The following is a 13397-nucleotide window of genomic DNA, read 5'->3' on the forward strand; positions in this document are numbered from 1 at the left end:
GTGCGGTGGGGTGGACCCGCCGTGCAGTCGTCCAGTGCCAATACAGGCAAGGAGCCCGCTCACGTGTCCGTCTTCGACAAGATCCTGCGCGCCGGCGAGGGCAAGATCCTTCGCAAGCTGCAGCGGATTGCCGCCCAGGTCAACTCCATCGAAGAGGACTTCGTCAACCTCACCGACGCCGAGCTGCGCGCACTGACCGACGAGTACAGGCAGCGGCTCGCGGACGGCGAGAGCCTGGACGACATCCTCCCCGAGGCGTTCGCCACCGTCCGTGAGGCCGCCAAGCGCGTGCTCGGCCAGCGCCACTACGACGTCCAGCTGATGGGCGGCGCCGCCCTGCACTACGGGTACGTCGCCGAGATGCGCACCGGTGAGGGCAAGACCCTCGTCGGCACCCTGCCCGCGTACCTGAACGCGCTGACCGGCAAGGGCGTCCACCTGATCACCGTCAACGACTACCTCGCCGAGCGCGACTCGGAGTGGATGGGCCGGGTGCACCGCTTCCTGGGCCTCGAAGTCGGCGTGATCCTGGGCAGCATGACGCCCGTCGAGCGCAAGCGCCAGTACGGGATGGACATCACGTACGGCACCAACAACGAGTTCGGCTTCGACTACCTGCGCGACAACATGGCCTGGTCGCAGGACGAGCTCGTCCAGCGCGGCCACAACTTCGCGGTCGTCGACGAGGTCGACTCGATCCTGATCGACGAGGCCCGCACCCCGCTGATCATCTCCGGCCCGGCGGACCAGGCGACGAAGTGGTACGCCGACTTCGCCAAGCTGGTGATGCGTCTGAAGATCGAGCGCGACTACGAGGTCGACGAGAAGAAGCGCACCGTCGGCATCCTCGAGGAGGGCGTCACCCGGGTCGAGGACTACCTGGGCATCGACAACCTCTACGAGTCGGTGAACACCCCGCTGGTCGGCTTCCTGAACAACGCCATCAAGGCGAAGGAGCTGTACAAGCGGGACAAGGACTACGTCGTGATGAACGGCGAGGTCATGATCGTCGACGAGCACACCGGCCGCATCCTGGCCGGGCGCCGCTACAACGAGGGCATGCACCAGGCGATCGAGGCCAAGGAGGGGGTGGAGGTCCAGAACGAGAACCAGACCCTGGCCACCATCACCCTGCAGAACTTCTTCCGCCTGTACGACAAGCTCGCGGGCATGACCGGTACCGGCACCACCGAGGCCGCCGAGTTCCACCAGATCTACAAGCTCGGCGTGGTGCCGATCCCGACCAACAAGACGCCGCTGCGCATCGACCAGCCCGACCTGATCTACAAGTCGGAGCCGGCCAAGTTCGCCGCCGTGGTCGAGGACATCGCCGAGAAGCACGAGAAGGGCCAGCCGGTGCTGGTCGGCACCGTGTCGGTCGAGAAGTCCGAGTACCTGTCGCAGGAGCTGCGCAAGCGCGGCATCCCGCACGAGGTGCTGAACGCCAAGCACCACGAGCGCGAGGCGCAGATCGTCGCGCAGGCCGGCCGCAAGGGCGCCGTCACCGTTGCCACCAACATGGCCGGTCGCGGCACCGACATCATGCTGGGCGGCAACTCCGACCACCTGGCCGCCGCCGAGCTGGCGCAGCGCGGGCTGACCCCGACGGACACCCCGGACGAGTACGAGGCCGCCTTCCCGGCCGCGCTGGAGAAGGCCAAGGCCTCGGTGAAGGCCGAGCAGGACGAGGTCAAGGAGGCCGGCGGCCTCTACGTCCTCGGCACCGAGCGGCACGAGTCCCGCCGGATCGACAACCAGCTGCGCGGCCGCTCCGGCCGTCAGGGTGACCCGGGCGAGTCCCGCTTCTACCTGTCGCTGGGCGACGACCTGATGCGCCTGTTCAAGGCCGGCATGGTCGAGCGCGTGCTCTCGATGGCGAACGTGCCCGAGGACGTGCCGATCGAGTCCAAGATGGTCACCCGCGCCATCGCCTCCGCGCAGACCCAGGTCGAGCAGCAGAACTTCGAGATCCGCAAGAACGTCCTCAAGTACGACGAGGTGCTCAACCGCCAGCGCGAGGTCATCTACGGCGAGCGCCGCCGGGTGCTGGAGGGCGAGGACCTCCAGGAGCAGGTCGGCCACTTCATGGACGACACCGTCGAGGCGTACGTCCGCGCGGCCACCGGCGAGGGCTACGAGGACGACTGGGACCTGGACAAGCTCTGGACTGCGCTCAAGCAGCTCTACCCGGTCACCCTGGACCTGGACGAGCTGGAGGACGAGGCCGGCGGCCGGGCCGGGCTGAGCCCCGAGCTCCTGATCAAGTCCATCCAGGAGGACATCCAGGCGCAGTACGGCGCCCGCGAGGACCAGCTGGGCGAGGAGATCATGCGCGAGCTGGAGCGCCGGGTCGTGCTGTCGGTGCTGGACCGCCGCTGGCGCGAGCACCTCTACGAGATGGACTACCTCCAGGAGGGCATCGGCCTGCGGGCCATGGCGCAGCGCGACCCGCTGGTCGAGTACCAGCGCGAGGGCTTCGACATGTTCACCGCGATGATGGAGGGCATCAAGGAGGAGTCCGTCGGCTACCTGTTCAACCTGGAGGTCCAGGTCGAGCAGCAGGTCGAGGAGGTCCCGGTCGAGGACGCCCAGGTGGTGCTCGACAAGCTGGAGAAGGACGCCGCCCGCCCGGAGATCAAGGCCAAGGGCCTGGAGGCCCCGAAGCCGCAGCGGCTGCACTACACGGCCCCCTCGGACGAGGTCGGCGGCGGTGTCATCGAGGGCGACTTCGAGGACCTCGCGCCGGAGGACGAGGGTGACGGGCTGACCCGCGCCGAGCGCCGCAAGGCCGCCAAGTCGGCCAAGGGCCGCCGCCGTAAGGGCTGAGCCGGCCGCCGGACACCAGTCAGGACGCCACGCAGGGCGCCGTTCCCGGACCGGGACGGCGCCCTGCGCCGTTCCGTACCGCCAGGGGTGCGACGGGGTGCTCACCGGGCCTCCACGGCGGTGCACTGCCACTGCCCGGCCGGGCCGCGCTGCTCCAGCCGGAAGGCCACCATGTGGTGCCGCCGGCCGAGGTCGACCCGCACGCAGGCCTCGACCGCGTCCGGTGAGGGCGAGCGGTCGTGCACCGGCCCGAGCCGGGGGCGGTCGGCGGGGCCGCCGCGGCGCAGGGCGCCGGCCCGGACCAGTGAGGCGAGCTGCCCGTAGCCGGCCAGGCTGGTGTGCCGCACCAGCTGGCCGGAGGGCCGGGCGCCGGTGAGCACCTCGACCAGCCGGTGGGCGAAGCGGGCGGCCAGCGCGCCGGGGTCGGGCCCGGGCGCGGGCGCGCCGGTGCAGGCGGAGCGCGGGTGGCGCGGTCGGCGGCCGGCCGGGTCGCAGCCGGTGGCGCCGCGCGGTCGGCGGTGCGGGTGGGCGGTGATCCGGGCGTCGAGGTCGGAGCCGAGGCGGGCGGTGGGCTGGGCGGTGCAGCGGACGGTCACGGGGGCGGCTCCTGGACTGGGTGGTGCGGGTACGGACGGGATCAGGCTGGGGGCGGCCCGCGTGCGGCGGCAACGGGTTTCCGGGCCGGTGGGGGCGGGCTTTCGAATTCACCTATCCGGGTGAGGCGGCCAGTGCGGCGACGGGGCGGACGGGCCGTCCGCGGGCGCCCGGTTGACGTGCGGGGACGGGCCGTACGGTCCTAAAGGGGACGCTCCGGTTGGGCGGACCGGGTGGCGGCGCCCGGCCGCCGCATTGCGCCGTACCGGCCCGGCGCGCACCATCGGAGCCTGACCGGGAGCGGACGGCCGGGCTCCCACGACGAGGGGCGGCCGGTATGACGACACGGGTGACGCCGGCCCCGGCGGCCGCGGGCACCGCCCCGCCCGCCGCGGGGGCTCCCCGGTACGGCCTGGTGCTGGGCGGCGGCGGGATGCTCGGCGCGGCCTGGGCGGTCGGCGCACTGTGCGCCGTCGAGGAGGCCACCGGACGGCGGTCCGACGGGGCCGACGTCCTGCTCGGTACCTCGGCGGGCGCGGTCCTCGCCGCGATGCTGGCCGGCGGCGTCCGCCCCGAGCAGCTGCGCGACCACCAGCGCGGCCTGCCGATCACCGAGGGCCCGCTGGCCGGGGTGGCCTTCGACTACGACTCCGCCGTCGGCGGCGCGCTGCCGCCCCGCCCCCGGGCCGGGATCGGCTCGCCCGGCCTGCTGCGCGACGCCGTCCGGCACCCGCGCGAGTACCCGCTGCTGACCATGGTCTCGGCGATCGCGCCGCACGGCCGCGGCTCGCTGGCGCCGGTCGGCGAGCTTGTGCGCGGCCTGCTCGTCCCCGACGGGCCGCCCGACGGGGACGGGCCACCGGAGCCCGGCGGCGGGGGATCGCCACTGCGGGCGGTGGCCGTGGACTACCGCAGCGGCCGCCGGGTGGTCTTCGGCGACCCGGGCGCCCCGGCCGTCCCGATGCCCGACGCCGTGATGGCCTCCTGCGCGATCCCCGGCTGGTTCGCGCCGGTGCGGCTGGACGGCTCGGCGTACGTGGACGGCGGTTGCTGGTCCGCTACCAACGCCGACCTGATGCTCGGCCGGGGGCTGGACGAGGTGTACGTGCTCGCCCCGATGGCCCTGCGGCTGGACCGCGGGGCGGGGCGGGCCGCCCGGCAGGAGCAGGAGCAGGAGCGGGCGCAAGAGGAGGAGGAGCAGGGCGAGAGGCCGGGCGGGCCCGGCCGCGACACCCTGGCCGCCCTGCGCGAGTGGCGCGCCCGGGACCGCCCGCGCGGCGTGCTCGCCCAGCTGGTGAGCCGCTACCGCCACGCCGTGACCCGCCAGCTGCTGCGCGAGGCCGCGCTGCTGCGGGCCGAGGGCGTCCGGGTGCGGCTGCTCGCGCCGACCCTGGCGGACCTCGCGGTGATGGGCCCGAACATGATGGACCCGGCCCGCCGCGGCGCCGTCCTGGAGAGTGCCCTGCGCACCAGCCGGGAGGCGCTCCACGACAGCGGTGAGCGTCCGCCCCCGGACCGGAGGTGATCACGGGCGTCCCCGCGGCGCTTATTCTTGGGGCGCTGGAGAATCTGTGCCGCTGGACGAACCCCGCTGGACGAACCGGAGAGTGCCACCGATGCGCGTGTACGTGCCCACCACCCTGACCGGCCTGGCGGCGGCGCACGAGGGCGGCGCCCTGGAGCAGTCCGCCGCGTACGCCGTGACGCCCGCGCTGCGCGAGTGGTACGTCAGCGACGACCTGGAGGAGCTGGAGTACGCGGCGCTCAACCGGGCCGCGCAGTCCTCGCTGCGGCTGCTGGCCGCCGACCCGCAGGCCCCGTGCCGCCGGGTCGTGGTGGCGCTGGACGTGGCCGACGCGTCGGTGCGGCCCTTCCCGGGTGACGAGTACCAGGACCAGGCCTCGCTCGGCCGGGTGGTGCTGGCCGGCCCGGTGCGGCTGGCCAAGGCGGCCGCGGTGCACGCCGACGTGGCCGACGACGAGGTGGTCACGGATGTCGCCGCGGCGGTGGCGGCGGTGGCCGCGGCCGACGCGGGCGACCAGGACGCCCAGTTCACCGTGGACGGTGCCGAGGACCACGACCTGCTCTGGTACGCGACCCAGGAGATCCCCGCCCTGCTCGCGTGAGTTCCGCCCTGTCGGCGTGTCGCCCGTCCGGGTTACCGTTTCACCCCGTGCGCACTCACATCGTTTGGGACTGGAACGGCACGCTCTTCCACGACATGGAGGCCGTGCTCGGGGCGAGCAACGCCGCGTTCGCGACCATCGGCGTCGGGCCGATGAGCCTCCAGGAGTACCGCGAGCAGTACGAGATCCCGATCCCCCGCTTCTACGAGCGCCTGCTCGGCCGGATGCCCTCCACGGAGGAGTGGCTGCGGCTCGACGACGCGTTCCACGACCGCTACCGGGAGCTCAGCCGGGCCTGCGGGCTGACCGAGGGCGCGCGCGAGCTGCTGGACGGCTGGCGGGACGCGGGGAACAGCCAGTCGCTGCTGTCGATGTACGAGCACGAGAAGCTGGTGCCGCTGGTCGACACCTTCGGCCTGACCGGCGGGTTCCTGCGGGTGGACGGCCGCAGCGGCCCGTCCGGCGGCCAGAAGGCGGAGCACCTGACCAGGCACCTGGCCGCGCTCGGCGAGCGGGTGGACCCGGCCCGTACGGTGCTGATCGGCGACGCCGCGGACGACGCCCTGGCGGCGCTGGCCGCGGGCGCCCGCGCGGTGCTCTACACCGGCGGTTCGCACACTCGGGAGAAGCTGGAGCCGGTCGGCGTCCCGGTGGTGGACAGCCTGGCCGAGGCGGTGGAGCTGGCCGGCCGGATCAGCGGCTGAGCGCGCGGGGCCTGCCCGGGGACGGAGGACGTGGCGGGCGCCACGTCCTCCGTCCGCGTGTCTGAGCGGGCGGATCGGGCCCCGGCTGGTCAGGCTGGTGTCACACCCGACCAGCCGCCAGGACGGAGCCGCCATGCCCATCGACGCAGTCACCGAGGTGCCGGTCCCGGTCAACGAGCCGGTGCGGGCGTACGCGCCCGGCAGCCCGGAGCGGGACCGGCTGGTGCGACGGCTGGACGAGCTGGCCGCCGAGCAGGTCCCGCTGCCGATGACCATCGGCGGCGAGCAGCGCTTCGGCGGCGGCGAGCGGATCGACGTCGTCCAGCCGCACCACCACGCCGCCAAGCTGGGCGTGCTCGGCAACGCCACCCGGGAGGACGCCCGGGCGGCGGTGGACGCGGCACTGGCCGCCGGGCGGCAGTGGCGCTCGCTCTCCTTCGACGACCGCGCGGCGGTCTTCCTGCGCGCCGCCGACCTGCTGGCCGGCCCCTGGCGGGAGACGCTCAACGCGGCCACCATGCTCGGCCAGTCCAAGACCGCGCAGCAGGCCGAGATCGACTCCGCCTGCGAGCTGATCGACTTCTGGCGGTTCAACGTCCACTTCGCCCGGCAGATCCTGGCCGACCAGCCGATCTCCTCGCCCGGCGTGTGGAACCGCACCGACCACCGCCCGCTGGAAGGTTTCGTCTACGCGATCACCCCGTTCAACTTCACCGCGATCGCCGGCAACCTGCCCACCGCCCCCGCGCTGCTGGGCAACACCGTGGTCTGGAAGCCCGCGCCGACCCAGACCCTGGCCGCGTACCACCTGATGCGGCTGCTGGAGGCGGCCGGGCTGCCGCCCGGGGTGATCAACATGGTGACCGGCGACGGCCTCCAGGTCTCCCCGGTCGCGCTGGCCGACCCGGCGTTCGCCGGACTGCACTTCACCGGTTCCACGGCCACCTTCCGGTCGCTGTGGCAGACCATCGGCGCCAACATCGGCGGCTACCGCGCGTACCCGAGGATCGTCGGCGAGACCGGCGGCAAGGACTTCCTGCTGGCCCACCGCTCGGCCGACCCGGAGATCCTCAGGACCGCGCTGATCCGCGGCGCCTTCGAGTACCAGGGCCAGAAGTGCTCGGCGCTCTCCCGCGCCTACCTGCCGCGCAGCCTCTGGCAGAGGATCAAGGACGACTTCCTGGCGGAGGTGGACGCGCTCGCGGTGGGCGACGTGACCGACCTGTCCAACTTCATGGGCGCCCTGATCGACCGCCGCGCCTTCGAGAAGAACCGGGACGCCATCGACCGGGCGAAGGCCGATCCGACGATCGAACTGGCGGCCGGCGGGCAGTACGACGACGCGATCGGCTGGTTCGTCCGGCCGACCGTGCTGGTCTCCTCCGACCACCGCGGCGAGATCTTCCGGACCGAGTACTTCGGCCCGATCCTCGCCGTCCACGTCTACGAGGACTCCCGCTGGGACGACGTGCTCCGCCGGGTCGACGCCGGCGCCCCGTACGGGCTGACCGGCTCGGTGATCGCGCAGGATCGTTACGCCATCGCCCAGGCCGTCGAGGAGCTGCGCTTCACCGCGGGGAACTTCTACATCAACGACAAGCCCACCGGGGCCGTCGTCGGCCAGCAGCCCTTCGGCGGCGGCCGGGCCTCCGGCACCAACGACAAGGCGGGCGCCGCGCAGAACCTGCTGCGCTGGACCTCGGCGAGGTCGATCAAGGAGACCTTCGTCCCTCCGACCCACCACGGCCACCCCCACATGGGCTGAGAGTGAACTTCAGGCTCCGGTTTGGACATGCTGTCCAGGACGGACGCGACTTCCTGTGGGTTTGCGCCTACCTGTCCCTGTCCACCTTCGATTGATCCGGTTAGGCTGGCTGGCGTCGTCGGGTGGCTTGCAAGGCGAATGAGTCGTCCTACCCGCTGGGCGGGCGTTTCATGCGTGCCATGAGCCCCTTTCAGTCGGATGGTGCGGCAGGATTGCGGTGACCCGTCGGTGTACATCCACACACCACCGAGTCACGCAACGGCGCGCGACAGGAGCCAAGAAGTCATGCAGACCAAGCTGGACGCAGCCAAGGCCGAACTGCTCAAGAAGGCAGCCGCAGCCGCTGAGAACAGCCAGGTGGGGGGAGCGGCGCCGGGGGAGGGTCTGAGCAACGGCGCTCTGACCGCGTACCTGCACCACTACTACCTCCACACCGCGCCGGAGGACCTGGTCGACCGCGACACGGTCGACGTGTACGGCGCGGCCGCCTCCCACTACCGCCTGGGCCTCAAGCGCCCGCAGGGCACCGCCGAGGTGCGGGTGCACACCCCCTCGGTCGAGGAGAACGGCTGGTCCTGCGGCCACACCGTGGTCGAGGTCGTCACCGACGACATGCCCTTCCTGGTCGACTCCGTCACCAACGAGCTGTCCCGCCAGGACCGCGCGATCCACATCGTGATCCACCCCCAGCTGGTCGTCCGCCGTGACATCACCGGCAAGCTGCTGGAGATCCTGGACGTCGACGCCTGCTCCCGCAGCCAGGCCGCCGGCACCGAGTGGCCCGCCGACGCGAGCGTCGAGTCGTGGATGCACATCGAGATCGACCGCGAGACCGACCGCGAGGACCTGCGCTCCATCGAGGCCGACCTGCGCCGCGTGCTCGGCGACGTCCGCGAGGTCGTCGAGGACTGGGGCAAGATGCGCGAGAGCGCCCTGCGCCTGGCCGACGAACTGGCCGAGGAGCCCCCGGCCGGCCTGCCCGAGCAGGAGGTCGGCGAGGCCTGGGAGCTGATGCGCTGGCTCGCCGACGACCACTTCACCTTCCTCGGCTACCGCGAGTACGACCTGGTCGAGCACGAGGGCGAGGAGGTCCTCAAGGCCGTCGCCGGGACCGGCCTCGGCATCCTGCGCTCCGACCCGCACAGCCACGACGACGCCCATCACGCGGTCAGCGAGGCCTTCGGCCGGCTCTCCGCGCCGGTGCGCGCCAAGGCCCACGAGAAGAAGCTGCTCGTCCTGACCAAGGCCAACAGCCGTGCCACCGTGCACCGCCCGGCCTACCTGGACTACGTCGGCGTGAAGAAGTTCAACGCCGCCGGCGAGCCGATCGGCGAGCGCCGCTTCCTCGGCCTGTTCTCCTCCGCCGCCTACACCGAGTCGGTCACCCGCATCCCGGTCGTGCGCCGCAAGGTCCAGGCGGTCCTGGAGGAGTCCGGCTTCTCCAGCGAGAGCCACGACGGCCGCGACCTGCTCCAGATCATGGAGACCTTCCCGCGGGACGAGATCTTCCAGACCCCGGCCTCCGAGCTGCTCTCCATCGCGACGAGCGTGCTCTACCTCCAGGAGCGCCGCAAGCTGCGGCTCTTCCTGCGCCAGGACGAGTACGGGCGCTACTTCTCGGCCTTCATCTACCTGCCGCGCGACCGCTACACCACGCGCATCCGGCTGCTGATCACCGACATCCTCAAGGAGGAGCTGAACGGCGCCACCATCGACTACACGGTGTACGCCACCGAGTCGGTGCTGACCCGTCTGCACTTCGTGGTCCGGGTCGCCCCGGGCACCGAGCTGCCGCAGCTCACCGAGACGGACATCGAGCGGATCGAGAACCGCCTGGCCGAGGCCGCCCGGTTCTGGATGGACGGCTTCCACGACCAGCTGCACACCGAGCTGGGCGAGGAGAAGGCCGCCGAGCTCGGCCACAAGTACGCCAACGCCTTCCCGGACGGCTACCGCGCCGACTTCCCGCCGCGCACCGCCGTCGCCGACATCAAGCAGATCGAGTCGCTGCACGGCGAGGGCGACTTCCGCCTGAACCTGTACCAGCCGGTCGGCGCCGGCGACGACGAGCGCCGCTTCAAGATCTACCGGGTCGGCGGCCCGATCTCGCTCACCGAGGTCCTGCCGGTGCTCCAGCGCCTGGGCGTCGAGGTGCTGGACGAGCACCCGTACGCGCTGCGCCGCTCCGACGGCACCACCGCGTGGGTCTACGACTTCGGCCTGAAGCTGCGCGAGGCCACCGATCTCACCGACGAGGCCCGCGAGCGCTTCCAGGAGACCTTCGCCGCCACCTGGACCGGCAAGGCCGAGAACGACGGCTTCAACGAGCTGGTGCTGACCGCCGGGCTGACCTGGCGCCAGGCGATGATGCTGCGCGCGTACGCCAAGTACCTGCGCCAGGCGGGCTCCACGTTCTCCCAGGACTACATGGAGGACGCGCTCCGCAACAACACCCACACCACCCGCCTGCTGGTCAACCTGTTCGAGGCCCGGCTGAGCCCGAGCCACCGTTCGGGTGCCCTGGAGCTGACCGAGGGCATCCTGGAGGAGCTGTCCGGCGCCCTCGACGAGGTCGTCTCGCTGGACGAGGACCGCATCCTGCGCTCCTTCCTGCACCTCATCAAGGCCACCCTGCGGACCAACTTCTTCCAGCGCGCCGCCTCCGGCGAGTGGCACTCCTACGTGTCGATGAAGTTCGACCCGAAGGCCATCCCGGACCTGCCGGCCCCGCGCCCGGCGTTCGAGATCTGGGTCTACTCGCCCCAGGTCGAGGGCGTCCACCTGCGCTTCGGCAAGGTCGCCCGCGGCGGTCTGCGCTGGTCCGACCGGCGCGAGGACTTCCGCACCGAGATCCTGGGCCTGGTCAAGGCACAGATGGTCAAGAACACCGTCATCGTCCCGGTCGGCGCCAAGGGCGGCTTCGTCGCCAAGCAGCTGCCGGACCCGTCGGTCGACCGCGACGCCTGGCTGGCCGAGGGCGTCTCCTCGTACAAGACCTTCATCTCGGCGCTGCTCGACATCACCGACAACCTGGTCGGCGGCGAGGTCGTGCACCCGGCCGACGTGGTCCGCCACGACGAGGACGACACCTACCTGGTCGTCGCCGCCGACAAGGGCACCGCGACCTTCTCGGACATCGCCAACGGCGTCGCCGAGTCCTACGGCTTCTGGCTGGGCGACGCGTTCGCCTCCGGCGGCTCGGCCGGCTACGACCACAAGGGCATGGGCATCACCGCCCGCGGCGCCTGGGAGTCGGTCAAGCGCAACTTCCGCGAACTCGGCGTCGACACCCAGTCCGAGGACTTCAGCGTCATCGGCATCGGCGACATGTCCGGCGACGTCTTCGGCAACGGCATGCTGCTCAGCGAGCACATCCGCCTGGTCGCCGCCTTCGACCACCGCCACATCTTCCTCGACCCGAACCCGGACGCGGCCGTCTCGTACGCCGAGCGCCGTCGTCTGTTCGACCTGCCGCGCAGCTCCTGGGACGACTACGACAAGTCGCTGATCTCGGCCGGCGGCGGGGTGTACCCCCGCACCGCGAAGTCGATCCAGCTGACCCCGCAGGTCCGGGCGGCCCTGGGCGTCGAGGCGACCAAGCTGACCCCGGCCGAGCTGATGCGGGCGGTGCTCCAGGCCCCGGTCGACCTGTTCTGGAACGGCGGCATCGGCACCTACGTCAAGGCCTCCACCGAGACCAACGCCGAGGTCGGCGACAAGTCCAACGACGCCATCCGGGTCAACGGCGAGCAGGTCCGGGCCCGGGTCATCGGCGAGGGCGGCAACCTCGGCTGCACCCAGCTCGGCCGCATCGAGTACGCGGCCACCGGCGGCCCCGAGGGCACCGGCGGCTGGATCGACACCGACGCGATCGACAACTCCGCCGGTGTGGACACCTCGGACCACGAGGTCAACATCAAGATCCTGCTCAACCAGGTCGTCGCCGAGGGCGACATGACGGTCAAGCAGCGCAACGCCCTGCTGGCCGAGATGACCGACGAGGTCGGCCACCTGGTGCTGCGCAACAACTACGCGCAGAACGTGGTGCTGGCCAACGCCGTCTCCCAGGCGCACAGCATGGTCAACGTGCACGCCCGGATGATCAACCGCTTCGAGTCGGCCGGCCAGCTGGACCGCGCGCTGGAGTTCCTGCCCACCGAGCGCCAGATCCGTGAGCGCCAGCAGAACGGCCGCGGCCTCTCGCAGCCCGAGATGTCCGTCCTGCTCGCCTACACCAAGATCATCCTGGCCGAGGAGCTGCTCGCCACCGAGCTGCCGGACGACCCGTTCTTCCGCGCCTCGCTGCACGAGTACTTCCCGAGCGCGCTGCGGGCGAGGTTCGCCGACGCGATCGACAACCACGCGCTGCGCCGCGAGATCATCACCACGCTGATCGTCAACGACACGATCAACCGCGGTGGCTGCACCTTCGCCTTCCGTCTGAAGGAGGAGACCGGCGCGACCTACGAGGAGATCGCCCGGACGCACACCGCCGCGCGGGCCGTATTCGACCTGGAGCAGATCTGGGCCGAGATCGAGGGCCTGGACAACAAGGTCCCGGCCCGGGTCCAGACCAAGATGCGGCTGCACTCGCGGCGCCTGGTCGAGCGCGCCACCCGGTGGATGCTCAACAACCGCCGCCAGCCGCTCGACATCGCCGGCACCATCGAGTTCTTCCACGACCGGGTCAACCAGGTCTGGGCCTCGCTGCCCAAGCCGCTGCGCGGCGAGGACCTGGCCTGGTTCGAGTCGGTGTACGACGAGCTCGCCGCGGCCGGGGTGCCGGAGGAGCTGGCCACCCGGATCGCCGGCCTCTCCTCGGTCTTCCCGACCCTGGACATCGCCGAGGTCGCGGACCGCTCCGGCAAGGACGTCGCCGAGGTCACCGACCTCTACTACGACCTGGGCGACCGGCTGCAGATCTCGCACCTGCTCGACCGCATCATCGAGCTGCCCCGCACCGACCGCTGGTCGTCGATGGCCCGGGCCGCGATCCGCGAGGACCTCTTCGCGGCGCACGCGGCGCTGACCGCCGACATCCTGGCCTGCGGCGCCGAGGGCGCCACCCCGGAGGAGCGGTACAACGCCTGGGCCGACCTCAACGCGACCCTGCTGAACCGCGCCCGGACCACCCTCGACGACATAAGGGGTTCGGACAACTACGAGCTGTCCAGCCTCTCGGTCGCGATGCGTGTCATCCGCACCCTGCTGCGCACCGGTTCGATGCGCTGACGAACGGCTGCACCGAAGGGGCCCGCGTCCACGGACGCGGGCCCCTTCCGCATGTGCGGCCCCGGAGAACGGGCGCGGCCGGAAAGGCCGGAAACCGGCTGCCGGATTCCACAGGGTGACGAACGAATCACTCTGCGCGTGAACCGGGGT

General features: G+C 71.7%; 7 protein-coding genes. 6 read left to right on the top strand and 1 reads right to left on the bottom strand.

Features of this window, described 5'->3' with window-relative positions; all coding sequences use genetic code 11:
• The first annotated feature begins 63 nt into the window (after window positions 1-63).
• The gene (gene secA / locus ACGF13_RS29620) at window positions 64-2826 is read left to right on the top strand and encodes a preprotein translocase subunit SecA (RefSeq protein ID WP_392880860.1); all 2763 of its coding nucleotides are present in this window, start codon (window positions 64-66) and stop codon (window positions 2824-2826) included.
• 101 nt (window positions 2827-2927) lie between these two features.
• On the opposite strand, the gene ACGF13_RS29625 is transcribed toward secA, so the two are convergent.
• A complete protein-coding gene (locus tag ACGF13_RS29625; RefSeq protein WP_392880863.1) occupies window positions 2928-3422 on the bottom strand; it encodes an Rv3235 family protein in 495 nt (164 codons plus the stop codon).
• Window positions 3423-3757: 335 nt separating this feature from the next.
• Between ACGF13_RS29625 and ACGF13_RS29630 the strand changes: the two genes are divergently transcribed.
• The 5 genes from ACGF13_RS29630 (at window position 3758) to ACGF13_RS29650 (ending at window position 13247) form a co-directional block, all read left to right on the top strand.
• Window positions 3758-4945 carry a patatin-like phospholipase family protein gene (locus ACGF13_RS29630; RefSeq protein WP_392880866.1) on the top strand — a complete coding sequence of 396 codons (1188 nt, stop codon included), beginning with the start codon at window positions 3758-3760 and terminating at the stop codon, window positions 4943-4945.
• A 91-nt stretch (window positions 4946-5036) separates the two neighbouring features.
• A complete protein-coding gene (locus ACGF13_RS29635) occupies window positions 5037-5546 on the top strand; it encodes a DUF6912 family protein (protein WP_392880869.1) in 510 nt (169 codons plus the stop codon).
• A gap of 47 nt (window positions 5547-5593) precedes the next feature.
• Window positions 5594-6250, top strand: coding sequence for an HAD family hydrolase (locus ACGF13_RS29640; protein WP_392880872.1), 657 nt, complete (start codon window positions 5594-5596; stop codon window positions 6248-6250).
• Window positions 6251-6389: 139 nt separating this feature from the next.
• Complete coding sequence (pruA, locus tag ACGF13_RS29645; RefSeq protein WP_392881349.1) at window positions 6390-8015, top strand: L-glutamate gamma-semialdehyde dehydrogenase; 1626 nt, start codon at window positions 6390-6392, stop codon at window positions 8013-8015.
• Window positions 8016-8300: 285 nt separating this feature from the next.
• The gene (locus ACGF13_RS29650; protein ID WP_392880875.1) at window positions 8301-13247 is read left to right on the top strand and encodes an NAD-glutamate dehydrogenase; all 4947 of its coding nucleotides are present in this window, start codon (window positions 8301-8303) and stop codon (window positions 13245-13247) included.
• The last annotated feature ends 150 nt before the right edge of the window (window positions 13248-13397 follow it).

The organism is Kitasatospora sp. NPDC048286 (assembly GCF_043201735.1).
In the GTDB taxonomy this organism is placed as follows: Bacteria; Actinomycetota; Actinomycetes; order Streptomycetales; family Streptomycetaceae; genus Kitasatospora.

Coding starts and splice junctions, on each gene's coding strand:
- ACGF13_RS29650 (WP_392880875.1), top strand. CDS start 8,301: ATGCAGACCAAGCTGGACGCAGCCAAGGCCGAACTGCTCAAGAAGGCA.
- ACGF13_RS29630 (WP_392880866.1), top strand. CDS start 3,758: ATGACGACACGGGTGACGCCGGCCCCGGCGGCCGCGGGCACCGCCCCG.
- ACGF13_RS29635 (WP_392880869.1), top strand. CDS start 5,037: ATGCGCGTGTACGTGCCCACCACCCTGACCGGCCTGGCGGCGGCGCAC.